Raw genomic sequence first — 25,197 nt, 5'->3', positions numbered from 1 at the left:
TTACGAACAACGGCGCAAGCTTCGGTCCAGGACGACTCACACCCAACCAACGACCAATCCCCGACTCAGGTCACTAGGGTGCGTCGGCCGAATCTTCGTGGTTCAGCGAGCGGCGTCCGGTGCGTCCAGACGCCAGGCGGGAGGATCGCGAATGCTGATGCCCGAAGGTTCCAACAAGATGATCAGCGACTTCACCGGAGAGCCGAAGACGCGGTCCTTCTTCGTCTCGATCGCTGCGTTTACGACGAGCCTCGGTCCGGTGAAGCAGGAGCTCGAATCCCAGGTGAGCTTCTCCGTGAAGAGGAAGTTCCTCTGGCTCTGGGCGTACGAGAAGACGGCGGACGGCACCTTGTACCTGACGGTGACGCCGGACCGGCAGATCGATGACCCGCACTTCCATTACGTCGCCCAGGTCAGCAAGAACAGGTGGAACCATCACGTCGAAGTGAAGTCCGAGGCGATCGCGGACAGCGACTGGCTGCACGACCTCGTCCGCGAGGGATACGAGTTCGCGAGAAGTTGACCGTGCACCGGCGGAGGGCGAACGGACGGCGGGCGAACGGACGCAGACGCCCCGGAACGCGGGGCTCAGGGGGCGCCGCCGGGGGATCCTTCGCCCAGCACCTTCTTCACCAGCGCCGACTGGGCCGCGGTGAGGTGCGGGTCCGCCCACTGGAGCATCTCACCGTCGATCTCGACCTCGTAGAAGAAGCCGTCGGGGACGACGGGCCCGGGCGCACCCCGGCCCTCCTCGAGAGCGGTGCGGGCCAGATCGGTCAACTCGGCCGCGTCGGACTGCTGTCGGGTGTCCAGCGTGGCGTTGCGGACGATGCCCGCGAAGCCGCCGCTGCGGGTGACGGTGATACGCATGGACTCCATCCTGCCGCCGTCGCCGCCGGTTCGCCTCCCGGTCGCGCTGAACCGGGCCGGCGCCGGCGCCCTCAGTACGGCCCGGCCCGGTTCAGCGGACGTCCGCGTCGCGGTCGGTGGTCCCCGGCGTCGCCGTAAGGCCTACGCCGGAGCCTGCTCGGCCGGTGAAACCCCCACCGCCGACCACGACTTGACCACGGCTTCCCGCTCGGGTCCGCCCTCCCCGAAGCGGGAAGCGGCGGCGGAGACGGTGGCGCCCGCGAACGCGGCGAAGTCGGCGTCGGGAGCCAGGTCGCCGGAGGTGAGGGCGTCGTACCAGATCCGGCCCGCGCGCTCCCACGCGTTGCCGCCGAGTCCGGTGGCCAGCCGGTAGAACGCGTGGTTGGGGATGCCGGAGTTGATGTGCACGCCGCCATTGTCGGAGCCGGTGTGCACGTAGTCCTCCATCGTGGCCGGCTGCGGGTCCTTCCCGAGCACGTCGTCGTCGTACGCGGTGCCGGGCGCCTTCATCGAGCGCAGTGCGACGCCCTCGACGCGGTCGGTGAACAGGCCGTCGCCGATGAGCCAGTCGGCCTGGTCGGCGCTCTGGCCCAGCCCGTACTGCTTGATGAGGGAGCCGAAGACGTCGGAGACCGACTCGTTGAGCGCGCCGGACTGCCCGAAGTAGGCGAGGTTCACCGTGTGCTGCGTCACGCCGTGCGTCAGCTCGTGGCCGATGACGTCGACGGGCAGCGTGAAGTCGCGGAAGACCTCCCCGTCGCCGTCCCCGAAGACCATCCGCTCGCCGTCCCAGAACGCGTTGCCGTACTTCTCCCCGTAGTGCACGGTCGCGTCGAGCGGCATGCCGGCACCGTCGATCGAGAAGCGCGAGAACGCCTTGAGGAACAGCTCGAAGGTGGCGCCGAGCCCCGCGTACGCACGGTTGACGCTGGCGTCGTCCACGGGGTCCTCGCCCTCGGAGCGCACCTTCGTCCCCGGCAGCTGCTCCCGGTGCTCGGCGTCGCTGATCGTGCGTCGCGGCTTCTTCTCCGCTTCAGGGGCCTCCCCCGGCGCGGCAGGGCCCGCCGTCATGCGGACGGTGGTGATCCGGCGGCGGGTGCGCTGCAGCGCGTCGTGCTCGAGGGTGCGGCGAGCCGGCTCGTAGAGCACGGGGTCGCCCGAGCGGGAGAGGTGGTCCAGGACGTGCGGCGGGACGATGGGGCAGAAGACGGCGTGTACGCGGCGTGTCTGCCCGGTGCGCTTCGAGTGTGCGTCCATTCCTGCAAAGTGGCACAGGGTCATGGTTGTGTCACTCCCTGCGGTGGTGATTGGCACGAAGGGGTGCAGATGCGGTCAACTCCCTTGCGCGGAGCGGCCTCTGCCCTTCCGTGTGGATCTCCGTGCGGCGCCCCGGTTCCGGCGGCTGCGGGCAGCCGGGAGTGAGATCATGCACTGTCCCGCATGGTGATACGGAGTCCGCGCTTCCGGTGTCCTCCGTTAGACTCGGCGCATCATGCGTTTCGGGCTGCTGCTTCTTAGCTGCCGCGGCGAGGGTCTGTAGTCGTACGGCCGACCCCCTCCCCGCGGAGACCGGTGCTGCCACCGTCGGCCCTCGAAGCCAACCCCGCGGAGCATCCTCCGCGCTCTGGAGCCCACGCACATGAATTCCTCCGCAGCCTCCGCATCCTCTGAGCCCTCCGCTTCCGTCGGACGCCCCACCCCCGTCACCGCGGCGACCGTGCAGCAGAAGCCCTCCGGCATGCCGGTGCACAAGTACCGGCCGTACGAGACCGTCGACATCCCGGACCGCACCTGGCCCGGCAAGCGCATCACCCAGGCGCCCCGCTGGCTCTCCACCGACCTGAGGGACGGCAACCAGGCCCTGATCGACCCGATGTCGCCCGCCCGGAAGCGCGCGATGTTCGACCTGCTGGTGTCGATGGGCTACAAGGAGATCGAGGTCGGCTTCCCCGCCTCCGGGCAGACGGACTTCGACTTCGTGCGCTCCATCATCGAGGAGGGGGCGATCCCCGACGACGTGACGATCTCCGTCCTCACGCAGGCCCGTGAGGAGCTGATCGAGCGCACGGTGGAGTCCCTGAAGGGCGCCCGCAACGCCACCGTCCACCTCTACAACGCGACGGCGCCCGTCTTCCGCGAGGTCGTCTTCCGCGGCACCCGCGAGCAGGTCCGGCAGATCGCCGTCGACGGCACGCGCCTGGTGGTGGAGTACGCGGAGAAGCTGCTGGACGACCGCACCTGCTTCGGCTACCAGTACAGCCCGGAGATCTTCACCGACACGGAGCTGGACTTCGCGCTGGAGGTCTGCGAGAGCGTCATGGACGTCTGGCAGCCGGAGGACGGCCGCGAGATCATCCTCAACCTGCCCGCGACGGTGGAGCGTTCGACGCCCTCGACGCACGCCGACCGTTTCGAGTGGATGTCGCGGAACCTGACGCGCCGCGAGCACGTGTGCCTGTCGGTCCACCCGCACAACGACCGCGGGACCGCCGTCGCCGCCGCCGAACTGGCGATCATGGCGGGCGCGGACCGCATCGAGGGCTGCCTGTTCGGCCAGGGCGAGCGCACCGGCAACGTCGACCTCGTCACGCTGGGCATGAACCTCTTCAGCCAGGGCGTCGACCCGCAGATCGACTTCTCGCAGATCGACGAGGTCAAGCGCACCGCCGAGTACTGCAACCAGATGGAGGTCCACTCCCGGCACCCCTACGTCGGCGACCTCGTCTACACCTCCTTCTCCGGCTCCCACCAGGACGCCATCAAGAAGGGCTTCGAGGCGATGGAGGTACGTGCCGAACGCGAGGGCAGGACCGTCGACGAGCTGGAGTGGGCGGTCCCGTACCTGCCCATCGACCCCAAGGACGTGGGGCGCTCCTACGAGGCGGTCATCCGCGTCAACTCCCAGTCCGGCAAGGGCGGCATCGCGTACGTGCTGAAGGGCGAGCACAGCCTGGACCTGCCGCGCAGGATGCAGGTCGAGTTCTCCAAGATCATCCAGGAGCGGACGGACAGCGAGGGCGGCGAGGTCACCCCCGCCGACATCTGGCAGATCTTCCAGCACGAGTACCTGCCCACACCCGAGAACCCCTGGGGCCGTATCGCCCTGCGGACGGGGCAGACCTCGACGACCGTCGACGGGCAGGACGCCGTCACCGTGGAGGCGACGGTCGACGGCGAGGACGTCGTGCTGGAGGGCACCGGCAACGGCCCGCTGGCCGCGTTCTTCGGCGCCCTGCAGGCCGTCGACGTGGACGTCCGGCTGCTGGACTACGTCGAGCACACCATGAGCGAGGGCGCGGGCGCCGAGGCGGCCGCGTACATCGAGTGCGCCGTGGGCGACAAGGTGCTGTGGGGCGTGGGCATCGACGCCAACATCGTCCGCGCCTCGATCAAGGCGGTCGTCTCGGCGGTCAACCGCGCGACGCGCTGAGCCTCTCCGGCGGGCCTCACCCCTCGGGGTGGGGCCCGCTTCCGTCACCGTCCGCTCACGGCCCGCCGAGGGAATCCACTCCGGTGAGGGGCTGACGCCGCAACTGACCTGTGGTTAACATCACGTTCACCGGCAGAGTGGCCGAATTCGTGACGGAGGTACGGCGTGAGCGGCGTGAGGCACTCTCGTGACCAGCGGGAACACGGGTCGCAGGGTGGTCGTGGGATGCGCCTCGCAGGCGTACGGACCAGCTGGCGCACAGTGGGCGACGGCGACTTCTTCTGCCCCGCCTGCGGAGGCGACCGCAGCTACCGCCGCCGCACCGGACGGCGCCGCTTCGTCCTCCTGGGCGTCCCGCTCCTCTCCCGCGGCACCGTCCCACCCGTCCTCGAATGCGCCGCCTGCCGCGGCCACTTCGGCACGGAGAGCCTCGACCACCCCACCACGAACCGGCTCGCCGCCCTGCTGCGTGAGGCCGTGCACGCCATCGCCCTGACGGTCCTCGCCGCCGGCGGCAGCGAGAGCCGTACGGCGAGGCAGGCGGCGGTCGAGACCGTACGCGGCGCCGGGTTCACCGAGTGCACGGAAGATCAGCTGATGACGCTCATGGCGGCGCTCAGCTCAGAGAGCGGGCGCTCCGGCGGCGTCTCCACCGAGATCGAGCTGCACGAGGCGCTCGCGCCGCTCGCCCCGCACCTCGCCGCCGTCGGCCGCGAGGGGCTGCTGCTGCACGGCGCCCGCATCGCGCTGGCCGACGGCCCCTACGGCGAATCCGAACGGCAGGTGCTGTCGGCCGCCGGCGCGTCCCTGGGGATCGCCGAGGAGGACGTCGACCGGCTCCTGGCCGAGGCGCGCACGCCCTCCTGAGCCGGAGGCGGCCCCGCCCCGCCCGCGGCGGGCGTCCCGGGGCGTACGCGATACTGGGCCCATGACCCTGTTCCGCGACGACGGCATCGTGCTGCGCACCCAGAAGCTGGGCGAGGCGGACCGGATCATCACCTTGCTGACGCGCACGCACGGACGGGTGCGTGCGGTGGCCCGCGGAGTGCGGCGCACGAAGTCGAAGTTCGGCGCGCGGCTGGAGCCCTTCAGCCACGTGGACGTGCAGTTCTTCGCCCGCGGCGGCGAACTGGTCGGCCGGGGGCTGCCGTTGTGCACGCAGACCGAGACCATCGCCGCGTACGGGCAGGGGATCGTCGGCGACTACGCGCGCTACACCGCGGGCACGGCGATGCTGGAGACGGCCGAGCGCTTCACCGACCACGAAGGCGAACCCAACGTCCAGCAGTACCTGCTGCTGGTGGGCGGCCTGCGCACGCTCGCCGCCGGGGAGCACTCGGCGGGGCTGGTCCTGGACGCCTTCCTGCTGCGCTCGCTGGCCATGGGCGGCTACGCCCCCAGCTTCGAGGACTGTGCCAAGTGCGGCCTCCCCGGCCCCAACCGGTTCTTCTCCGTGGCCTCGGGCGGTGTCGTGTGCGGCGACTGCCGGGTGCCGGGCAGCGTCGTCCCGTCGCCGGAGGCGCTGCGGCTGCTGGGGGCGCTGCTCACCGGCGACTGGGAGACAGCCGACGCCGCGGAGGCCCGTCACGCCAGGGAGGGCACCGGCCTGGTCTCGGCGTACCTGCACTGGCACATGGAGCGGGGGCTGCGCTCGCTGCGGTACGTGGAGCGCTCTCCGGCCGGTCCGCCCGGCTCCCGGGGCGGCCCGGGAGCGGAGCGGGCGGAAAGGTCCTGACCGGCGGCTGCGTCCGCAAGTCGGCTACGCTCGCCGTATCCCGCGCAATCCCCGCAGTCGCGCTTCACCGGCGCACCGCACCGTCCCCGCATGAACCCCTGGAGCTGAACGCCCATGGCACGCCGCGGAATGCTGCACAGGCAGCGTCGCGAGTACGTCACCCCCGAGCCGCACCCCTCTGGTGAACGCCCGCCGAAGATCCCCTCGGAGCTGGTGCCGAACCATGTGGCCTGCGTCATGGACGGCAACGGCCGCTGGGCCAAGCAGCGCGGCCTGCCGCGCACCGAGGGGCACAAGGTGGGAGAGGGCGTCGTCCTCGACGTCCTCAAGGGCTGCCTAGAGATGGGCGTGAAGAACCTCTCCCTGTACGCCTTCTCGACGGAGAACTGGAAGCGCTCGCCCGAAGAGGTGCGCTTCCTCATGAACTTCAACCGCGACGTCATCCGCCGCCGCCGCGACGAGATGGACGAACTGGGCATCCGCATCCGCTGGGTCGGGCGGATGCCGAAACTGTGGAAGTCCGTGGTGCGGGAGTTGCAGGTCGCCCAGGAGCAGACCGTCGAGAACGACGCGATGACGCTCTACTTCTGCGTCAACTACGGCGGCCGCGCGGAGATCGCCGACGCGGCGCAGGCGGTCGCCCGCGACGTGCAGGCGGGCAGGCTCGACCCTTCGAAGGTCGACGAGAAGACGCTCGCGAAGTACCTCTACTACCCCGACATGCCCGACGTCGACCTGTTCCTGCGGCCGTCCGGTGAGCAGCGGACGTCCAACTACCTGATCTGGCAGAGCGCTTACGCCGAGATGGTCTACCAGGACGTCCTCTGGCCGGACTTCGATCGCCGCGACCTGTGGCGTGCCTGCCTGGAGTACGCCAAGCGCGACCGGCGGTTCGGGGGCGCCCGCGAGGACGCCGGCTCCAAGTCCCGGTAGGGAGCGGGCGGAAGCGGCGGTGCCTGGCACCGCCGCGGGGCGCCCGGCTCAGGAGAGCCAGTCGGCGTACGCGGTGGGGGCGATGCGGGCGTCGCCGGGAGCGGTCAGGACGTCGCCCGGCACGGCTGAGAAGAGCCCGGCGCGGTCGTCGGTGACGACGGACCGTCCGTCGTCCGCGGAGTCCAGGGTGATCCGGCCGAGTTCGTCGAGCGGATGCACCCCCGGCCCCGCGACGTTGACGATGCCGTTCAGCGGTTCCCCTGCGGCGACTTCGGCGACGAAGCGGGCGACGTCCGCGGCGGCGATCGGCTGGAGCGGTGTGCGCGGCAGCCGGACGGTGTCGCCGTCGGCGGTCCAGGAGAGCACGGCGTCGATGAACTCCATGAACTGCGTGGCGCGGACGATGGAGTACGGGACGGGCCCCGCCTCCAGAACGCGCTCCTGCAGCACCTTCGCCCGGTAGTACGCGAGGTCCGGGACCTTCTCCGCGCCGACGATCGAGAGGATGACGAAGTGCCGCACCCCGGCCTTGTCGCTCGCGGCCAGGGCGTTGTCCATGGATGCCTGGAAGAAGGAGGCCGAGGACTCGTCGAAGGCCGGTGAGTTCGTCAGGTTCACGACGGTGTCCGCGCCCGCGACGGCCTCCGCCAGGCCCCGTCCCGAGACGACGTCCACGCCCGTGGAGAGGGAGTGCGGTACGGCGTCGTGTCCCGCTGCCCTCAGGTCCCCCACCACACGGGAGCCGATCAGTCCCGTTCCGCCGATCACCGCGACTCTCATGCCGTGCCCCTCTCCGGCCGCCTGTGCCCGTCGACTCCATTCAGCCGGACGTGAGGCGATCGCGCATTCTCAGGGCTCTAAGGGCGCATTCTCTCGGCAACGAAGGCAACGAAGGGCACCGCGCGCTGTCTGTCCCGGCAGGACGGGATCCTGGCGGAACCGGGTCCCGTCAGCTGGCGGGGTCGTACGCGAACGTGCGTACCTCCTGAGCGCACCGGCAGGCCGTCGCGAACTTCGCGGCCCATTCCAGCGCCGCGTCGCGGGAGGGCACCTCCAGCACGGCGAAGCCGCCGTCGAGCTGCCGCGTCTGCGGGTACGTGCCCTGCGTCACCGCGCCGTCCCCGGCGACCAGGACCGGCGGAACGCTCTCGTCGATGCCGCCGCCGAACACCCAGACACCCGCGTCCTTGGCCTCCTGCACGACCGCGTGCGCCGCGTCGGAGACCGCCTGAAGGCCCTCTTCGGGAACGGCCATCGCGTCACTGGGGAACGAGACGAGGTATTTCGCCATCGCGTCGGCTCCTTCTTCCCGCTTCAGGGACCGGATCATCTCGCGAGCGCACGCGCCCCGCACAGGACGCGCCCGCCCGGCCACGGCGCCCGCGGACCCGCCACTCCGCGGAAACCGCCACCCCGGGCGGCCGTCACTTCGCGGCGGCGCACTCCCCGCACGTACCGAAGATCTCGACGGTGTGGCCGACGTCCACGAAACCGTGCTCCTCGGCGATCGCGTCGGCCCACTTCTCCACGGCGGGGCCCTCGACCTCGACGGCCTTGCCGCACAGCCGGCACACCAGGTGATGGTGGTGGTCGTCGCTGTGGCAGCGGCGGTAGACCGACTCGCCCTCGTCGGTGCGCAGGACGTCGACCTCGCCGGCGTCGGCGAGGGACTGCAGCGTGCGGTAGACCGTGGTCAGGCCGACCGAGTCCCCACGGTGCTTGAGCATGTCGTGCAGCTCCTGCGCGCTCCGGAACTCCTCGACCTCGGCGAGGGCAGCCGAGACGGCGGCGCGCTGCCGGGTCGACCGGCCGCGGACAGGGGGACCTGCCGTGGTCACGCTGTCTCCTTCGTTCGTCAGGTCGCTCGGTGGTGTGGTGCCGTCATTGTGCCAGGAGGATTCGGTGTGCAGACCTTATGCCCGGAATCCGCGGTCTCCGTGGGCACCGCCGCCCTTGTAGCGTCCGGCGACGGACGCCCTGCCCCGGGCCGTCCCGCTCTCCGCGTCCCCGGCGTGAGCCGCGTCCGCTGCCGCCTCGGACGCCGGTGCCGCGGCGCCGGACTCGCGGGCCGCCTGGCCGCGCGAGGCGTCCGGCTGCGTGCCGGGAGCCGCTTCGCCGTCCGGGAGGACCTCCCCGGACCGGAGCTCACGGTCCCGCCTGGCCCGGCGCCGGGCGAGCGGGGCGGCGAGGGCCGTGACCGCGCCGAAGAGCGCGATGGCCAGCACGACGATGCTCGCGCCGGGCGGTACGTCGGCGTAGAACGAGGCCCCGGTCCCGGAGAGCGTCACGGCGACCCCGAAGAGCACCGACAGCCCCAGCGTCCCGGCGAAGCCGCGCGTGGCCTGCTGCGCCGCGGCGACGGGGATCACCATCAGCGCGCTCACCAGCAGCAGGCCCACCACGCGCATCGCCACCGTCACGGTGACGGCCGCGGTCAGCGCGAGCAGCAGGTTCAGCAGCCGGACGGGCAGTCCGGTGACCCGCGCGAACTCCTCGTCCTGGCAGACGGCGAACAGCTGGCGCCGCAGCCCCAGTGACGCGGCCAGCACGAAGGCCGAGAGGCAGACGATGGCGACGACGTCGGAGTCCGAGACGGTGGTGACCGACCCGAACAGGTACGTCGTGAGGCTCGCGTTGGAGCCGTTGGGCGACAGGTTGATGATCAGGACGCCGCCGGCCATGCCGCCGTAGAAGAGCATCGCGAGGGCGAGGTCGCCGCGCGCCTTCCCGTACCAGCGGATCAGCTCCATCGCGACCGCGCCGAGCGAGGCGACGAGCACCGCCGTCCACACTGGGCTGGTGTTGAGCAGGAAGCCGAGGGCCACGCCCGTCAGCGCGACGTGCCCGATGCCGTCGCCCATGATCGCCTGGCGCCGCTGTACGAGGTAGATGCCGACGGCCGGCGCCGCGACGCCCACCAGCAGCGCGGCGAGCAGGGCCCGCTGCATGAAGGGGTAGTCGAGCAGCTCGATCATCGGCGCGTCCCGGGGTTCAGTTCGCTCATGGACAGGCCGGCTCCGATCCCGGCCCGCCCTTCGGCGTCGTGGGTGTCGTGGGGGTGGCAGGCGATGTCGTGCAGGGCCTCGGGGTTCCCGACCCGCTCGACCAGCCCTTCGCGCAGGAGGACCGCGCGGTCGATCAGCGGTGCGAACGGCCCCAGCTCGTGCAGGACGAGCAGGACGGAGGTGCCGCGGGCGACCTGTTCGCGCAGCGCCTCGGCGAGTACGTCCTGGCTGGCCAGGTCCATGCCCGCCAGCGGCTCGTCCATGATCAGCAAGTCGGGGGCGCCTGCCAGCGCCCGTGCGATCAGCACCCTCTGGTGCTGGCCGCCGGAGAGCGCGTTGACGGAGTCACGGGCGCGGTCCGCCATGCCGACCAGCTCCAGGGCACGGGTGACGGCGGCCCTGTCGGCACGGCCGAGCGGACGCAGCCGGGCGTGCGAGAGGCGGCCCGAGGAGACCACTTCCCGCACGGTCGCGGGGACGCCCGCCGCCGCCGTGGAGCGCTGCGGCACGTAGCCGACGCGGCGCCAGTCACGGAAGCGGGCGAAGGGGGTGCCGAACAGTTCGAGTTCGCCGCCCGTGAGCGGCACCTGCCCGATGACGGTGCGGATCGCCGTGGACTTGCCCGAGCCGTTGGCGCCGAGCAGGGCGACGACCTCGCCGCTGTCCACGGTCAGGTCGATCCCGCGCAGTACGGCGCGGGCCCCCAGCGTGGCTGTGGCGTCGCGCAACGACATCACGGTCTGCGGTGCGGCCATGTGACGGGCCTTCCTCGACGAGGGTGCTTGCGGACGATCCGGAGTTCGGACGAACCGGCTCGGACGAACCGGAAGTCGGATGTTCGGGTGCTCGGACGGTTCGGGCGTTCGGATGTTTCTGACGTCGGGGGGTGGCGGGCGGGGCCCGGCGGTGCCGCCGCCCCGGCGGTGTCTCAGCCGGCTCCGAGGGCGGTGCGCAGCGAGATCAGGTTCCGGCGCATCACCGAGAAGTAGTCCTGGCCCTTCTCCACGGTCTCCACGGGGCTGAGTACCCCGGTCTTGAGGTTGAGATCGCCCGCGAGGGTCTTCGCCGTCCTGTCGCTGGCGCTCGACTCGAAGAAGACGGTGTCGACGTCGTCGGCCTTCGCGATCTTGTGCAGCTCCTTCATGCGCGCCCCGCTGGGCTCGGCGTCGGGGTCCACGCCGGTGACGGCGGCCTCGTGCAGCCGGTAGCGCTCGGCGAGGTAACCGAAGGCGGCGTGCGTGGTGATGAAGGTGTCCGTCTTCTTCGTCTTCAGCCCGCTCCGGTACTCCTCGTCCAGCGTGAGGAGTCGTTTGCGCAGGTCGGAGACGTTCTTCCGGTAGGCGGACCTGTGGGCCGGGTCGGCCTTCGCGAGCTTGTCGCCCACCCCCCGGGCGATCTCGGCGTACCGGACGGGGTCGAGCCACACGTGCGGGTCGCCGCCCTGCCCGCCGCCGGCGGAGTGCTCGTGCCCGTGGCCCTCCCCGTGCCCCTCCTCGCCGTGCACCTCTCCGCCGTGCTTCTCCAGATCGGTGAAGGAGGTCGCCTCGGCGACGTGTTCCGGCTCGGCCTGCTGCACGCCCTCGTCCACGGCGGGCTGCAGGCCCTTGAGGTAGACGACCAGGCCGGCCTCGCTGAGACGCGCGGTCTGCCGGGGGCTGAGCTCCAGGTCGTGCGGCTCGGTGCCCGGCTTGGTCAGCGACTCGACCTCCACGTGCTCCCCGCCGATCTGCTGGGCGAGGAACTGCATGGGATAGAAGGAGGCGACGACGTTGAGCTTCCCGTTCTCCTCCTTCTCGCCGCCGCTGGAACCGCACCCGGCGAGCGTGAGCCCGCAGAGGCCGAGCGCAGTGACCGCCGAGGCGGTGCGTATGAGAGGGCGGGAAGCGTTCATGACACTCATTTTCAAGCTAGTTGGAAACGATTGTCAAATGATGTGCGACGTGCTCCCGCTCACTGCGGGGGCTTCGCCCTCCCGTGCGCCCGGCGGGGAGCCGTTGCAGGAATCCCGCGCGGATACCGCACCGATCGCGGTACCGATTTGATCCCGCCCCCTCATGGATCGGTAACCTGAAGTATTCCGTCCGCCGTTGATGAAGAGAGCACTGTGGCCGCCGACAAGATCGACACAATCGTCAGCCTGAGCAAGCGCCGTGGCTTCGTGTACCCGTGCAGTGAGATCTACGGAGGCTCGCGTGCCGCCTGGGACTACGGGCCGCTCGGCGTCGAGCTCAAGGAGAACATCAAGCGCCAGTGGTGGCGCGCCATGGTCACCTCGCGCGACGACGTGGTCGGCCTCGACTCGTCCGTCATCCTGGCTCCCCAGGTGTGGGAGGCCTCAGGTCACGTCGCCACCTTCACCGACCCGCTGACCGAGTGCACTTCGTGCCACAAGCGGTTCCGTGCCGACCACCTGGAGGAGGCGTACGAGGCCAAGCACGGGCGGCTTCCGGCCCAGGGCCTCACCGACGTCAACTGCCCGCACTGCGGGAACAAGGGCGCCTTCACCGAGCCCAAGCAGTTCTCCGGCCTGCTCTCCACGCACCTCGGTCCCACCCAGGACGCCGGTTCGGTCGCCTACCTGCGGCCTGAGACCGCGCAGGGCATCTTCACCAACTTCGCGGCCGTGCAGCAGACTTCGCGCAAGAAGCCGCCGTTCGGCATCGCCCAGACGGGCAAGTCGTTCCGGAACGAGATCACGCCCGGCAACTTCATCTTCCGCACCCGCGAGTTCGAGCAGATGGAGATGGAATTCTTCGTCAAGCCGGGCGAGGACGAGCAGTGGCACGAGTACTGGATGCAGCAGCGCTGGAACTGGTACGTCGACCTCGGCATCAGCGAGGAGAACATCCGCTGGTACGAGCACCCGAAGGAGAAGCTCTCCCACTACTCGAAGCGCACCGCCGACATCGAGTACCGCTTCAACTTCGGCGGCAGTGAGTTCTCCGAGCTCGAAGGCGTCGCCAACCGCACGGACTTCGACCTCACCGCGCACTCCAAGGCCTCCGGCCAGGACCTCTCCTACTTCGACCAGGAAGCGGGCGAGCGCTGGGTGCCGTACGTCATCGAGCCGGCGGCCGGTGTGAACCGGGCGATGCTCGCCTTCATGCTCGACGCCTACGTCGAGGACGAGGCGCCCAACGCCAAGGGCAAGCTGGAGAAGCGCACCGTCATGCGGCTCGACCCGCGGCTCGCGCCCGTCAAGGTCGCGGTGCTGCCGCTGTCCCGCAACGAGAAGCTGTCGCCGAAGGCGCGCGGCCTCGCCGAGGCGCTCCGCAAGAACTGGAACATCGAGTTCGACGACGCGGGCGCGATCGGCCGCCGCTACCGCCGCCAGGACGAGATCGGCACCCCCTTCTGCGTCACCGTCGACTTCGACACCCTCGACGACAACGCCGTCACGGTGCGCGAGCGGGACACCATGAAGCAGGACCGCATCTCGCTGGACCAGATCGAGGGCTACCTCGCCGGGCGGCTGCTGGGCTGCTGAGCCGCGAGGCCTGAGGGGCCGGCTCCGTCGCAGGACGGGGCCGGCCCGCTCCGTTTCCACCGGTAACCGCCGTGTCCGCCGGGTCCCGCCGTCAGGCCTCTTCCCGTCCCTGACCCGCCTCTTGAGGCTCCCGCGCCTCCTCGACGGGCGCGCCGAAACCGCTGGTGTCCAGCTCGACGTCGAACGGCGCCGGGAGGCGCAGCGTCTTGCCGAACGGCACGGTGGTGCGGGAGGTGTAGCCCTTCCCGGACGGCGCCCAGAACACGGTGGCGGACTCCTCCTGCATGTCCAGGAGCAGATAGACGGGGACGCCGGCAGTGCCGTAGACGGTCGCCTTGTCGCGCCAGTCGGTGCCATACGTCGAGTCGCCGGTGAGTTCCACAACCATCGTGAGTGCTTCACCGTCGACGTATCGCTTCGTGGTGCTGAACGCCTCCCGCGCGGCGACGTAGATGTCAGGTCCGTACGCGCGCTTCTGGCCGGGGAAGGCGAAGAGGAAGGGCGCGTCACCGCAGGTCTCCCCTCCGGGAACGCGGTCCCGCAACTGCTCCCGGACGGAATCCATCACCTGGAAGTCGTAAGCCTTCGACCACGGCGACACGACGATGCTCCCCCTGATGATCTCCGCCCTGTAGCCGTCGGGCACATCCATGCTCAGCAGCGTCCGGCACAGCGCCTCGAACTCGGGCGGGCCGTCGGGGGTCTCCATGGGCGTCGGTCGTTCGAGCATCACCGTCATGATGCGCCTTCCTCGCGGGTGACCCGGTCGTCACCCACCGTAGTCGCCGGGTGTGACAGCCGTGGGGAGCGGCGAGAGGCGCCCCGGGCGGCTTCACGCGAGGAGAGCGACCAAGCGCGCGGCCTGCCGCTCGACGGTTCCGGAAGGGTTCCGGGCCTCGCCCTGCTCGTCGGGCGAGAGCAGGAAGAGCCAGACGAGAGCCAGCAGCCTGCGGTATTCGCACAGCCGGGCGTGCTCGGCGCCGGTCAGGGCGAAACGGCGCAGGAACGAGTCGGCGTCCAGCGGATACTCCACCCACGAGCCCACATGCTCGGTGATCTCGGCCAGTTCGAAGAGGCGGTCGCTGCGCCCGGACTCCTCGAAGTCGACGATCCGCACGCGGGCGCCGTCCCAGAGGTAGTTGGCGAGGTTGCCGTCTCCTGCCCCGAACACCTCCGGGGGGTGCTCCCCGGCCTCCGCCGTCCCGTCCGCGAAAGCCGAGCCGTCCAGCCACCGCAGGCCCCTGTCCGCGGCCGAGGTCACCTCGGCGCTCGCGTGCGCGCGCCGCTGCGAGGCCCACGAGCGGACCTGCGAGGTCAGCTCGGCCGGGCGGCCCGGCCTGACGGGGACGCGCGACAGGACCTCGGGAGGTACCGCCGAGTGGAGCGCGCGTACGGCGTCGGCAAGGGCCGTCAGGCGGCGCTCGTCCAGGGGCTGGCCGCGCAGGGGCTCTCCCGGAAGACGCGACATCGCGACCACCGGCGCGGACGGGAGAAGACCCGCCTGCAGCGGAGCGGGGGCGAGCCCGGGTGCGTGCCCGGCCAGCAGCTCCAGCGCCCGCCACTCCCGCCGGGCCGCCGCCGGGCCGTCCGGACCGCGGAACCGCTTGGTGACGCGGTGAGGCTCCAGGTGGATCGTGTGCCCGCCCACGTGCCGCCGGACCGCGCCGGCTCAGCGGCGCAGGCCACGGAGGACGAGGGACCGCACCGAGAGGAAGTCGTCCTCGACGCCGGGGCGTGACCACTCCGCGGCGTACACCGGGTCGTGGAAGCGCGCTGTGGCGTGGAAGACGGCCCGGGCCGCCTCGTAGGCGGAGCCGATCGCGTCGGCGGCGAACTCGCCCTCGTCACGGCCCGCTTCGATGATCTGCGCCAGCTGGCCGACGGAATCCTCGATGTGCCGTTCGACGACGCCGCTCGCCTCGGACGCCAGCACGGTGTACGTCGCGAACAGCTCCGGGTCGTCGCCGGCCTTGTGGCGCTTGGCCTCGAACAGCGTCGTCAGCCACCGGTCGAGCTGCTGCCCGGCCGGTCCCGTCCCGGACACGACGGACTTCAGCTGCTCGCTCGTACGGTCCAGCCAGCGCTGCGTCACGGCCGCTCGCAGAGCCGCCTTGGTGCGGAAGTGGCGGTACACGCTGCCGTGGCTGACGCCGAGAGCGCGGGCCACGTCCACCACAGTGGCCTTCCCCGGGCCGTAACGGCGCAGCACGTCCTCGGTGGCCTCCAGGATGCGCTCCGGTGTCAACGCTTCCGCCACTGTCGGCCCCCTGCTCTCGCTGTTGTCGCTACGTGTCGCTACGCGACCGCTTCTCGCTGTCCAGAAGCGCCATCTGCTCGGCCGGATAGCGCTCGCCGGCTGCGGAGCCCGCGGGCACGGCGCTTTCGATGGCGCGGAGATCGCCGTCGTCGAGAGTAACCGCCGCCGCCGACAGGGACTCGGCCAGCCGCTCCCGCGTCCGGGCCCCCACCAGCGGGACGATATGCGGATCCTGGGCGAGCACCCAGGCGATCGCGAGCTGCGCGACGGTGACGCCCTTGCCCTTCGCGATCTCGCGCAGCGTCTCCACCAGCCCGAGGTTGTGCTCGAGATTGCCGCGGGAGAAGCGGGGGCTGCGGCTGCGGAAGTCCCCCGCGGGCAGGTCGCGTTCGGCTGACCAGTTGCCGCTGATCAGACCGCGGGAGAGGACGCCGTACGCCGTGACGCCGATGCCCAGTTCGCGGCAGAACGGCAGGATCTCCTCCTCGATCTCCCGCGAGATCAGCGAGTACTCGATCTGGAGGTCGCTGACGGGGGCCGTGGCCGCGGCCCTGCGGATGGTGTCGGCGCCCACTTCGGAGAGGCCGATGTGCCGCACGTGGCCCGCCTGCACCAGCTCGGCCACGGCTCCGACGGTCTCCTCGACCGGCACGTCGGGGTCGAGGCGGGCCATCCGGTAGATGTCGATGTGGTCCGTGCCGAGGCGCTGAAGCGAGTAGGCCGCGAAGTTCTGCACGGCCGCCGGACGGCCGTCGACTCCCAGGAAGCCGCCCTCGACCGTGCGGAGGGCGCCGAACTTGACGCTGAGCAGGGCCTGTTCACGGGCGGCGGCGGGAGCCGTGCGGAGGGCCTCGCCGATCAGGAGTTCGTTGTGGCCCATGCCGTAGAAGTCGCCGGTGTCCAGGAGGGTCACGCCGGCGTCGAGGGCCGCGTGGACGGTGGCGACGGACTCGGCGCGGTCCGCCGGGCCGTAGAGCGCCGACATCCCCATGCAGCCGAGGCCGAGAGCGGAGGTACGGGGGCCGTGAGCGCCGAGGGTGCGTGTCTGCATGACGGTTTTCCCTTCGTGTGATGCTGACAAGGTTGGCATGATGGATGACAGATTTCAATATCTGTCATCGCAATACTGTTCTCTGTTAGTGGTCACCGTCCCGTCGGCTGTCAGGTGACCCTGGTGCCGGTGTGCGGTGTGCGGTGTGCGGTGTGCGGTGTGCGGTCTGCGGTCTGCGGTCTGCGGTCTCCCGGTCTCCGGCCTGCCCTGCCCGGTTGCCGACCTGCCGGCCTGCCGCTCGCTGCGGGTGTGCGCTCGCCTCGTGCGTACCGTGCTCCCGGCTCTCGCACCGATGCGGGAGAATGGGCCCCGGGCGCGGTCCCGCCATGGCCGCCCCGCGCTCCGCAGAACCGGCCACCGCCCCGAAGCACGTCTTGGAGGACGCCGACGTCATGACGACGCCGCTCCGTATCGGCCCGCACGCCGTCCAGCCCCCCGTGGTACTGGCGCCCATGGCCGGGATCACGAACGCTCCGTTCCGGACGCTGTGCCGGGAGTTCAGCGGCGGCAAGGGGCTCTTCGTCAGCGAGATGATCACGACGCGGGCCCTCGTCGAGCGGAACGCGAAGACGATGCAGCTCGTGCGTTTCGACGGCAGTGAGCGTCCGCGGTCGATCCAGCTGTACGGCGTCGACCCGGTGACCGTCGGCAAGGCGGCGCGCATGATCGCCGACGAGGACCTCGCCGACCACATCGACCTGAACTTCGGCTGCCCGGTCCCCAAGGTCACGCGGAAGGGCGGCGGTTCGGCCCTCCCGTACAAGCGGCCGCTGCTGCGCGCCATCCTGCACGAGGCCGTGAGCAACGCGGGCGGGCTGCCGGTGACGATGAAGATGCGCAAGGGCATCGACGACGGTCATCTGACCTATCTGGACGCCGGCCGCATCGCCGTCGACGAAGGCGTCACCGCGATCGCGCTGCACGGGCGTACCGCGGCACAGCACTACGGCGGGACGGCCGACTGGGACGCCATCGCCCGTCTCAAGGAGGCCGTGCCCGAGATCCCGGTGCTGGGCAACGGCGACATCTGGTGTGCCGAGGACGCGCTGCGGATGGTCCGCGAGACCGGATGCGACGGAGTCGTCGTCGGCCGCGGCTGCCTGGGGCGGCCGTGGCTCTTCGCCGACCTGGTCGCCGCGTTCGAGGGTGCGGGGGAGGAGGCGTACGCGCGTCCCGCCCTCGGCGAGGTCGCCCGGACGATGCTGCGGCACGCCACGCTGCTCGGGGAGTGGCTCGGCGACGAGGCCCGCGGCGTCATCGACTTCCGCAAGCACGTCGCCTGGTACACCAAGGGCTTCTCCGTCGGTTCGCAGGCGCGGCAGCGGCTCGCCGTCGCCTCCTCACTGGAGGAGCTGGCCGGGCTGCTGGACGGTCTCGACCTGGACCAGCCGTGGCCGCAGGGCGCCGACGGTCCCCGCGGCCGTACGCACAGCCGCAACCGGGTGGTGCTCCCCGACGGCTGGCTGGACGACCCGTACGAGTGCGGTCAAGGAGTCGGTGCCGAAGCGGAGTTGGACACCTCGGGCGGCTGAGTCCCTGTCCGTTCCGTCGCGCCAGCGGGCAGACGGAGCGGCGGATAGGTCAGTGGTGCCAGGCGTGGCCGCCGACGTTGCGGATCATGCGCTGGAGGACCTTGAGGGCGTGGACGTACTCCTCGTCGTCGATCCCGTCGTGGATCTGCGCGCGCAACGACCGCTGCAGCCGGGCGAGTTCGGCATGGAGTTCGGCGCCCTCAGCGGTGATCCGCAGACGTTCGGCGCGGTCCTGCCCGGCCCATCCCCGGGCCACGACGGCGTCCATCTCCGGCTCCAGGAGGCCGCCCACGTCCAGGTAGCCGCCGAGGACGGCCGTCAGCTCCTCGCGTGTGCGCCCGTCTCCGGCGTCCGCCAGCTGCGCGAGGATCCACCACTGCGGCTGCGTGACGCCGTGCCGTCCGAGTGCTTCGCGGATGTGCCCGACGACGGCCTTGTGCGCCGCCCAGCTCCAGTAGCCGATCGGCTGCCCGGCCAGTTCGCTGTCCGGGTGTGAGTACCGGATGCCCGTGTCCGACGACGTCATGGTGCGTCCCCGCCTTCCGCGTGTGCGCTGCGCGGCGCCGTGCGCCGCTCGACGGGGACGAACCTAGAAGTTGAACTCAGGTTGAGGTCAAGCGGATGTGCCGGGGGCCGGGCGTGTGCACTCCTGCGGGAGCCGTCCGGCGCCGCGGACCACCGGCTGCCGTGATCCGCGCCCGGCGGCGCCAGGCGTCAGCCACCCGCCGACTCACCCGGCTCCAGCCGGAATCCGACTTTCAGGCCGACCTGGTAGTGCTCGATCTGCCCGTCCTCGATGTGCCCGCGTACCTCGGTCACCTCGAACCAGTCCAGGTGGCGCAGGGTCTCCGAGGCGCGGCTGATCGCGTTGCGGATGGCCGCGTCGACGCCGTCGTGCGACGTGCCGACGATCTCGGTCACCCGGTAGGTGTGATTGCTCATGCTGTTCTCCGCTGAGTCGGGCCGAAACTCCGTCCTACTCCTGTGTCCCGATCCCGCTCTCTTAGGCAGCCGGAGGTCCGTTTGCGGCCGGACGCACCGGCCGGGACGCCGGTTCCGGACCCTGCCGGCCCCCGCAGACGCGCGCGCAGGCAGCCGCCGGGCAGACGCGCAGACGTGCGCCCCCGGCCGGAGGGGAGCCGGCCGGGGGCGGTCACGGACGGAGGGGCGCCGAGGTGTCAGGTGCTCGGCGGACCCTCCACCGCGGTGAGCAGCGCGAGCGGAGTCGCTGCCGCCCACGCCTGGGGGGAGCAGGCGTGCGGGTACGGCACGGGGTCGGAGTGGTCGGTGCGGGAGTAACCGGCGAGCACTTCGGGGAGCCGGTAGTCCTGCGCGGCCGCAGCCGCGACCATGCCCCGCGACAGTTCCAGGGCCTGCTCGCGCAAGCCGTAGCGGGCCAGTCCCAGCGCGATGAGGGCGTTGTCGTGCGGCCAGATGCTGCCCCGGTGGTAGGAGAGCGGGTGGTACGGGGCCTGTCCGGACGCCACCGTGCGCACCCCCCAGCCCGAGAAGAAGTCCGGTTCCAGCAGCCGCCGGCCCACCGCCTCGGCCCTGTCCTGGCCGAGGATGCCCGACCACAGCAGGTGGCCGGCGTTGGAGGCCAGCACGTCCGCGCGGAGCCCCGAGTCGTCGCGGGCGAGCAGCGGGAAGTCGCGGTCCGGCATCCAGAAGTCGGCGTCGAAGCGCTCGCGGAGGGCGGCCGCCGCCTTCGTCAGACGTTCCGCGTACGAGGCGTCGTTCCAGACCGTGCGGGCCAGTTCGGCCGTGCGGACCAGGGCGTCGTAGGCGTAGCCCTGCACCTCGGCGACCATGACCGCGCCGGTGGGGCGGGTGCCGTCCGTGGTGCACACCGCGCCGGGCGAGTCCTTCCAGTTCTGGTTGGCGAGGCCGCCCTCGTGGGCGTGGTAGGCGAGGTAGCCGTGGCGCTCCAGACCCCCGTGGTCGAACATCCAGTCGACGGCCGCGCGCGCCTGCCGCTCCAGCCTGAGGGCCAGCGGCCGGCCGCCCGCGGAATCCGCCGCGCCTTCCTTCTGAGTCCGCTCGTGGTGGGCGCTCAGCAGGACCAGGAAGAGGGGCGTGGAGTCGACGGTGCCGTAGTAGCGCCCGTACGGAACCTGGCCGAAGTAGGCGAGTTCGCCGTGCCGGACCTCGTGGACGATCTTGCCGGGCTGTGCGAGGCGTTCGGGCTCCTCCCGCTCCGCCTGCGTCGCCGCGAGCGCGAGCAGGGTCGCCTCGGCCAGCTCCGGACGGTAGGGCAGGGCGAAGAGGGAGGTGAGGAGGGAGTCGCGGCCGAAGAGGGTCAGGAACCAGGGGACGCCGGCGCCGGGGACGAGGACCGTCCCCCCGTCCGGGTCGGGCGCGGCCACCCGCAGCCCGGCGAGGTCCACCAGCCCCTGCTCGCACGCCTGCGACAGTTCCGGCCAGTCGGTGCCCGGGGACGGAACGGGATCGGCCGAGGTGAACTCGGCGGTACGGGCCTGGAGCCTCGAGGCGACGTCGGCGGGGTCGAACGGGTCCGGGGTGCCGCGCGGGTCCGTCCGCCGCTCGCTCTCCGAGTCCCGGGCCCCTTCCCGCGCGGGAGCGGCCGGAGCGGGGCGGGCAGGCGCACGCTCCGCGGCCCCGTGCGGATGGGCCGTGACGCACAGCCTCAACTCGGCCGTGCCGTGCGGCGGAAGCTCCAGCGACCAGCTCAACTGCCGTGCGGGCCCGCCGGTCTCCTCCACCGCGTCGGGCGCCGGTTCCGCGACGACCGTCGTACGGGAGTGCCACTCGCCCCGCCGGTAGCCGAACTCGACGCCGTCCGGGCGGGCTTCGCGCGTGCGGGTGGTGTGCGGCTTGTCGTAGAAGCGGTGATCGGAGCGGAGTTCGAACTGGTCGGCGAAGTCCGCGTCGACGGTCAGGGCGAGCCGGGTCGCGACGGTCTCGCCGAGGTTGCTGGTGAGCCGGATGTGTTCGGTCAACACCCCGTTTACGACGGCCTGTTCGCGGAAGACGGTGTAGGCAGGCGGTTCCTCACGGGTCCCGTGCGGGGTGAGAACGGCGCCGCCGCTGCCGTGGTCCGTCGCGGGCACCAGGACGGCGGGGGCGGCGCCGTCGACGGTCAGCTGCCAGCGGCTGAGATGCCGGGCGTCCCGCTCGAACAGGCCCTCGGGGACGGTGCCTTCGGACTGTGCGCTGGGCAGCGCCCCGTGGGAGCCGTTGACGTCGCCGGAGGGGCCCAGCACCGCGAAGGTGCCTTCGTGGACGAGCAGACGGTGCTCGGTCGCATTCACAGGTTCATGGTCCTTTCGGACTCGTTCGGCACGGACTCTGGTCGTGTCATTCACGTGAACTCCCCCCGCTGAACCTCGGCTTCGCCGGCGGCGCCGGAATCCGGCCGCCCGAGAAGGTCCAGCGCGAGGGCCGCCGTCCAACTGAAGTCGCGCGTGCCGCGCCCCGCCCCGCTGTACGGGTCGAGGTATTCGGCGAAGCCCGACGTGACGGCCGCGTCGAGCACGTCGGCGCGCAGCCCGTCCGCTCGCTCCGTCTCGCCGCAGCTCCTGAGACCGCGTTCCAGAAGCCAGTTGACGTTGAACCAGGCCGGGCCCCGCCAGTAGCGGTACGGGTCGAAGGCCGGTCCCTCCAGGTCGTAGCTCGGCACCAGCCGCACCTCGGTGCCCAGGCCGAAGTGCTCACCCGTGACGGTGCGCAGGAGCGCGCCGGTGATCTCCCCGGGCAGGCCTGGCGCGATCAGGGGGAGCAGCCCGGCGACGCTGCGCACGTCCATCAACCGCCCGCCGGCTCGGCCGGATTCTGGGGCGGCGCGCAGGTCCCGGCAGAGGAACTGGCCCGCTTCGGCGGACCACAGGCGCCGGACGAGCGCCTCCGTGAGGGCCGCGGCGTGGTCGCTGTGCTCGCGGGCTCCCGCCTCGTCGCCGAGTTCGCGGCAGATGCCGGCGAGGGCGTACCCCGAGGCGGCGAACAGGGCGTTGAAGGAGGGGTCTTCGACCGCGAAGCTGTGCGGCGCGTCCGCGTCCCGGTAGCCGTGGTCGCGGTAGTCGGCCGAAAGGCGTACGTACCGGCCGTAGTCCAGGTCGGTGGGCCGGTCGGCGGCGGCTCCGTGGGTCAGGTCGGCACGCTGGAACGAGTCCGGCGGGGCGGGTGTCACGCGTGCCAGGGGACCGTCCCAGCACGGGCTGTTGTCCATGCCGGATTCCCACGGGTGGACGATCGAGGCGAGTCCGCCGCCGTCCAGGTCGCGGTGGGCCGCGAGATAGCGGTGCCACGCGGCGAGACGCGGGGCCACCCTGGCCAGGAAGCCGCGCCGGCGGGACGCCGCGGGGTCGGACTCGTGCACGAGCCAGGCGGCGAGTGCGTGCACAGGCGGCTGGACGATGCCGGAGGTCTCCGTGGTGCGCGGCGCCCCCGCGCCGGCGCCCGCCGTGGAGGTACGCCAGAAGTCGGGACCGGGGAAGTACGCGTCGAGCGGCACACGCGGGTTGAAGACGATGTGCGGGACACGTCCGTCGTCCCACTGGGCGCTCAGCAGCGTCTCCAGCTCGCGCTGCGCCCGTGCCGGGGAGAGATGGCGCAGCCCGATCGCGACGAACGCCGAGTCCCAGCTCCACTGGTGGGGGTAGAGGCCGAGGGAGGGGACGGTCGAGTTGCCCGTCCAGTTGCCGAAGAGCACGCGCCGCGCTTCGCGGCGCAGCCTCGCGCGCCCGGCCGTGCCGAGCGTCCGGCCGGCGGGGGCGCTTGCCCGGATTTCGGGGGAGCCTGCTTCGGGGGAGCGGGCTTCGGTGCGTACGGCCGCCCGTGCGGCGGCGGACGACGGGCTCATGCGGCGGCCCTGGCGAGGAACGCGGGTACGGATGCGACGGCCTCAGCGGCGTCGTCCCCTGTCAGACGGCACTCGAGGGCGAGGTGGCCGGTGTAGCCGGCGCCGTCGAGCGCGCCGAGCCACGCGGGCCAGTCCAGGTGCCCGGCTCCGGGCTGGAAGCGGTTGGAGTCGCTGACCTGGGCGTGGCCGATGTACGGGGCCGCCGCCAGTATCGCCGCGGGCGGGTCGGATTCCTCGATGTTCATGTGGTAGCTGTCGATGCCGATCCGGACCGAGTCCAGGCCGACGGCGCGGATCAACTCCACTGCCTGGTCAAGCCTGTTGACCATGTGGTCCTCGTAGCGGTTCAGGGGTTCCAGGAAGAGCGCAACGCCCTCCCGCCGGGCGTGCTCGCCGAGTTCGGTGAGGCCCGCGAGCAGCACGTCGCGGTCCTCCTCCTCGCTGCGGGGAGGCTGGAAGGGCGGCAGGCGGCGGGAGAACATCCCGTACGAGGCGGGGGTCTGGGCGCCGGCGCCTCCCAGTTCGCCGATGACCGAGAGCTGGGACTTCATCTGCTCGACGGCGTCGCGGCGCAGGTCCTCGTCGAAGGCGCCGATGAAGTGCAGCATGTCCACGCACACCGTCGGCATCACGACCCCGTCGGCGAGGGCCTTGCGCAGCTCGGGCAGCCGGTCGCGGAGGTGGAAGCCGCCCTTTCCGCGGAGTTCGATCGCGTCGTAGCCCGCGGACTGCGCGAACTCCCATTTCTGCTGGAGGGTCTCCCCGGGGAGGAGCTGTTCCTGGCAGGCGGTTCGGAACATGTGGGGCCTTTCACGGTGTGCGGTGGTGCGGGGAGGCTCTCGCCTCGTCGGTGGTGCGGGCGTCCGGGGCGGCGCGGTCACGTCCCGGCGGCCTGTCCCGTCAGGGGACTCGGGGGCGCGGCCGGCGGGGGCGCGGCCGACTGCCCCCGTCCGTACGGCCGTTCAGAACTCGAGGACGATCTGCAGGGCCTCCGCGGGGCGTTCGTCGAGCAGCGTGTAGGCCTCGGCTGCCTCAGCGACGGGGACGACGTGGCTGACCAGCGCCTCCACTTCGACCTTTCCTTCGGCGACCAGCCGCAGGAAGGTCTGCTGCAGCCGCTCCACGCTCCACCGGCCCGCAAGCTGCTGCGGGACGCCGCCGATCTGCGAGCAGATCAACTGGGCCCGGTTGTGGTGGAATTCGTCGCCGAGACGCAGGCCTGCCCCGTCCCCCTGGTAGAAGCCGGAGGCCACGACCCGGCCGCCGACGGCCACGGAGCGCAGCGCCTCGTGCAGTGCCGGATAGGCGCCGCTGATCTCGATGGCGGAGTCCGCGCCCCGCCCGCCCGTCGCCTCGTGCACCCGCTCGGCGACCTCGTCCTCGCGCGCGTTGAGGGTGATCTCCGCGCCGTGCTCCCGCGCGTGGGCGAGCCGTACGGCGAGGGCGTCGACGGCCGTCACGCGGGCTCCGCTGAGCTGTGCGAGGCGCGTGGCCAGCAGACCGATCACGCCCTGCCCGAACACGGCGACGTCCTCGCCGAGATGGATCTCCGCCCCGAGCACCGCGTTGTAGGCGATCGCTCCGACGCGGGCGAACGCCCCGGCCAGCGGCTTCAGTCCGTCCGGCAGGGTGTGCCCGGCCATGCGCTCGACGGGGACGACGCCTTCGCTGCGGTGCCCCCAGATGCCCCAGACGAGGTCGCCGACGGCGGGCGTCCCGGGCAGGTCCGCCGACTCGGGGGAGACCTCGGTGACTTCGCCGACCTCCGAGTAGCCCCAGCCGGCGACGGGGTAGGCGATACCGGCCGCCCCCTCGCGGAAGAGGCGTGCCTCGGGGTCCCAGGTGCGGGTCAGGTAGGGGTTGGTGCCGCGGTAGGCGGTCAGCTCCGTCCCCGCCGATATGCCCGAGTAGCGCGTGCGCACTCGCAGATGGCCGGGGGGAAGCGGCGCGCTCTCGTGCTCGGCCACCTCGACCTTCCGTGGGCCGGTGAACTGGACGACTCGCTCCACAACGCACTCCGAAGTACTTGGCAGGGCTCGGCTCGGGACCGGGCCTCCCGGGTTTCGTCGAAAGTACAT

General features: G+C 71.5%; 25 protein-coding genes. 7 read left to right on the top strand and 18 right to left on the bottom strand.

All coding sequences use genetic code 11. The annotated features are described in order from the left end of the window. The first annotated feature begins 151 nt into the window (after nucleotides 1-151). Entirely contained in the window at nucleotides 152-523 is a 372-nt protein-coding gene (locus IEY56_RS19310; protein WP_229712025.1) for a DUF5655 domain-containing protein, read from the top strand. 65 nt (nucleotides 524-588) lie between these two features. Here IEY56_RS19310 and IEY56_RS19305 read toward each other — a convergent pair whose 3' ends face one another. Together IEY56_RS19305 and IEY56_RS19300 are read right to left on the bottom strand one after the other, a co-directional pair. Then, a complete protein-coding gene (locus IEY56_RS19305; RefSeq protein WP_189038474.1) occupies nucleotides 589-870 on the bottom strand; it encodes a protealysin inhibitor emfourin in 282 nt (93 codons plus the stop codon). A gap of 141 nt (nucleotides 871-1,011) precedes the next feature. Next, nucleotides 1,012-2,127 (bottom strand): M4 family metallopeptidase, encoded by a 1,116-nt coding sequence (locus IEY56_RS19300; protein WP_189038473.1) that lies wholly within the window; start codon nucleotides 2,125-2,127, stop codon nucleotides 1,012-1,014. Nucleotides 2,128-2,509: 382 nt separating this feature from the next. Between IEY56_RS19300 and leuA the strand changes: the two genes are divergently transcribed. The 4 genes from leuA (at nucleotide 2,510) to IEY56_RS19280 (ending at nucleotide 6,968) form a co-directional block, all read left to right on the top strand. Beyond that, nucleotides 2,510-4,300 carry a 2-isopropylmalate synthase gene (gene leuA / locus IEY56_RS19295; protein WP_189038472.1) on the top strand — a complete coding sequence of 597 codons (1,791 nt, stop codon included), beginning with the start codon at nucleotides 2,510-2,512 and terminating at the stop codon, nucleotides 4,298-4,300. A gap of 225 nt (nucleotides 4,301-4,525) precedes the next feature. Next, on the top strand, nucleotides 4,526-5,167 hold the full coding sequence (locus tag IEY56_RS19290) for a TerB family tellurite resistance protein (protein WP_189038471.1): 642 nt from the start codon (nucleotides 4,526-4,528) through the stop codon (nucleotides 5,165-5,167). Between the two features lie 61 nt (nucleotides 5,168-5,228). After that, the gene (gene recO, locus IEY56_RS19285) at nucleotides 5,229-6,035 is read left to right on the top strand and encodes a DNA repair protein RecO (RefSeq protein WP_189038470.1); all 807 of its coding nucleotides are present in this window, start codon (nucleotides 5,229-5,231) and stop codon (nucleotides 6,033-6,035) included. A gap of 114 nt (nucleotides 6,036-6,149) precedes the next feature. After that, a complete protein-coding gene (locus IEY56_RS19280) occupies nucleotides 6,150-6,968 on the top strand; it encodes an isoprenyl transferase (protein ID WP_189038469.1) in 819 nt (272 codons plus the stop codon). A 48-nt stretch (nucleotides 6,969-7,016) separates the two neighbouring features. Here the strand turns inward: IEY56_RS19280 and IEY56_RS19275 are convergent, their stop codons facing one another. The 6 genes from IEY56_RS19275 to IEY56_RS19250 form a co-directional block, all read right to left on the bottom strand. Continuing rightward, nucleotides 7,017-7,748: an SDR family oxidoreductase gene (locus tag IEY56_RS19275; RefSeq protein WP_189038468.1), complete on the bottom strand. Its 732-nt coding sequence runs from the start codon at nucleotides 7,746-7,748 to the stop codon at nucleotides 7,017-7,019. A gap of 169 nt (nucleotides 7,749-7,917) precedes the next feature. After that, a complete protein-coding gene (locus IEY56_RS19270) occupies nucleotides 7,918-8,259 on the bottom strand; it encodes a YciI family protein (protein ID WP_189038467.1) in 342 nt (113 codons plus the stop codon). Between the two features lie 133 nt (nucleotides 8,260-8,392). Then, a complete protein-coding gene (locus tag IEY56_RS19265) occupies nucleotides 8,393-8,806 on the bottom strand; it encodes a Fur family transcriptional regulator (RefSeq protein ID WP_189038466.1) in 414 nt (137 codons plus the stop codon). Between the two features lie 75 nt (nucleotides 8,807-8,881). After that, nucleotides 8,882-9,943: a metal ABC transporter permease gene (locus IEY56_RS19260; RefSeq protein ID WP_229712024.1), complete on the bottom strand. Its 1,062-nt coding sequence runs from the start codon at nucleotides 9,941-9,943 to the stop codon at nucleotides 8,882-8,884. Beyond that, on the bottom strand, nucleotides 9,940-10,728 hold the full coding sequence (locus IEY56_RS19255; RefSeq protein ID WP_189038465.1) for a metal ABC transporter ATP-binding protein: 789 nt from the start codon (nucleotides 10,726-10,728) through the stop codon (nucleotides 9,940-9,942). The genes IEY56_RS19260 and IEY56_RS19255 overlap by 4 nt, the downstream gene beginning before the upstream one ends. Nucleotides 10,729-10,901: 173 nt before the next feature. Then, nucleotides 10,902-11,864 carry a metal ABC transporter substrate-binding protein gene (locus tag IEY56_RS19250; protein ID WP_189038464.1) on the bottom strand — a complete coding sequence of 321 codons (963 nt, stop codon included), beginning with the start codon at nucleotides 11,862-11,864 and terminating at the stop codon, nucleotides 10,902-10,904. 213 nt (nucleotides 11,865-12,077) lie between these two features. On the opposite strand from IEY56_RS19250, the gene IEY56_RS19245 reads away from it, so the two are divergent. Further along, nucleotides 12,078-13,460, top strand: coding sequence for a glycine--tRNA ligase (locus tag IEY56_RS19245; RefSeq protein ID WP_189038463.1), 1,383 nt, complete (start codon nucleotides 12,078-12,080; stop codon nucleotides 13,458-13,460). 91 nt (nucleotides 13,461-13,551) lie between these two features. Here IEY56_RS19245 and IEY56_RS19240 read toward each other — a convergent pair whose 3' ends face one another. From IEY56_RS19240 to IEY56_RS19225, 4 genes are all read right to left on the bottom strand, one after another. Then, a complete protein-coding gene (locus tag IEY56_RS19240) occupies nucleotides 13,552-14,199 on the bottom strand; it encodes a Uma2 family endonuclease (protein WP_189038462.1) in 648 nt (215 codons plus the stop codon). Between the two features lie 93 nt (nucleotides 14,200-14,292). Then, entirely contained in the window at nucleotides 14,293-15,108 is an 816-nt protein-coding gene (locus tag IEY56_RS28560; protein ID WP_229712023.1) for an aminoglycoside phosphotransferase family protein, read from the bottom strand. Nucleotides 15,109-15,129: 21 nt separating this feature from the next. Continuing rightward, nucleotides 15,130-15,717: a TetR/AcrR family transcriptional regulator gene (locus tag IEY56_RS19230; RefSeq protein ID WP_189038461.1), complete on the bottom strand. Its 588-nt coding sequence runs from the start codon at nucleotides 15,715-15,717 to the stop codon at nucleotides 15,130-15,132. A 28-nt stretch (nucleotides 15,718-15,745) separates the two neighbouring features. Continuing rightward, nucleotides 15,746-16,768: an aldo/keto reductase gene (locus tag IEY56_RS19225; protein WP_189038460.1), complete on the bottom strand. Its 1,023-nt coding sequence runs from the start codon at nucleotides 16,766-16,768 to the stop codon at nucleotides 15,746-15,748. Between the two features lie 392 nt (nucleotides 16,769-17,160). Between IEY56_RS19225 and dusB the strand changes: the two genes are divergently transcribed. Beyond that, nucleotides 17,161-18,300 (top strand): tRNA dihydrouridine synthase DusB, encoded by a 1,140-nt coding sequence (gene dusB / locus IEY56_RS19220; protein WP_189038459.1) that lies wholly within the window; start codon nucleotides 17,161-17,163, stop codon nucleotides 18,298-18,300. Nucleotides 18,301-18,349: 49 nt separating this feature from the next. Here the strand turns inward: dusB and IEY56_RS19215 are convergent, their stop codons facing one another. From IEY56_RS19215 to IEY56_RS19190, 6 genes are all read right to left on the bottom strand, one after another. Further along, nucleotides 18,350-18,805 carry a MarR family winged helix-turn-helix transcriptional regulator gene (locus tag IEY56_RS19215; RefSeq protein WP_189038503.1) on the bottom strand — a complete coding sequence of 152 codons (456 nt, stop codon included), beginning with the start codon at nucleotides 18,803-18,805 and terminating at the stop codon, nucleotides 18,350-18,352. A 209-nt stretch (nucleotides 18,806-19,014) separates the two neighbouring features. Further along, nucleotides 19,015-19,242 (bottom strand): dodecin, encoded by a 228-nt coding sequence (locus tag IEY56_RS19210; RefSeq protein WP_189038458.1) that lies wholly within the window; start codon nucleotides 19,240-19,242, stop codon nucleotides 19,015-19,017. A gap of 236 nt (nucleotides 19,243-19,478) precedes the next feature. Further along, nucleotides 19,479-21,572 (bottom strand): amylo-alpha-1,6-glucosidase, encoded by a 2,094-nt coding sequence (locus IEY56_RS19205; protein ID WP_189038457.1) that lies wholly within the window; start codon nucleotides 21,570-21,572, stop codon nucleotides 19,479-19,481. Between the two features lie 50 nt (nucleotides 21,573-21,622). Next, nucleotides 21,623-23,119, bottom strand: a complete 1,497-nt coding sequence (locus tag IEY56_RS19200) for an MGH1-like glycoside hydrolase domain-containing protein (protein WP_229712022.1) — start codon at nucleotides 23,117-23,119, stop codon at nucleotides 21,623-21,625. Next, nucleotides 23,116-23,919, bottom strand: a complete 804-nt coding sequence (locus IEY56_RS19195) for a sugar phosphate isomerase/epimerase family protein (RefSeq protein WP_189038456.1) — start codon at nucleotides 23,917-23,919, stop codon at nucleotides 23,116-23,118. Before IEY56_RS19195 ends, IEY56_RS19200 begins: the two co-directional genes overlap by 4 nt. A 162-nt stretch (nucleotides 23,920-24,081) precedes the next feature. Beyond that, nucleotides 24,082-25,128: a zinc-dependent alcohol dehydrogenase gene (locus IEY56_RS19190; RefSeq protein ID WP_189038455.1), complete on the bottom strand. Its 1,047-nt coding sequence runs from the start codon at nucleotides 25,126-25,128 to the stop codon at nucleotides 24,082-24,084. Nucleotides 25,129-25,197 lie beyond the last annotated feature (69 nt).

This window comes from Streptomyces daqingensis, assembly GCF_014645895.1.
Taxonomy (GTDB): domain Bacteria; phylum Actinomycetota; class Actinomycetes; order Streptomycetales; family Streptomycetaceae; genus Streptomyces; species Streptomyces daqingensis.
This window is presented reverse-complemented; position numbering and strand designations above follow the sequence as displayed.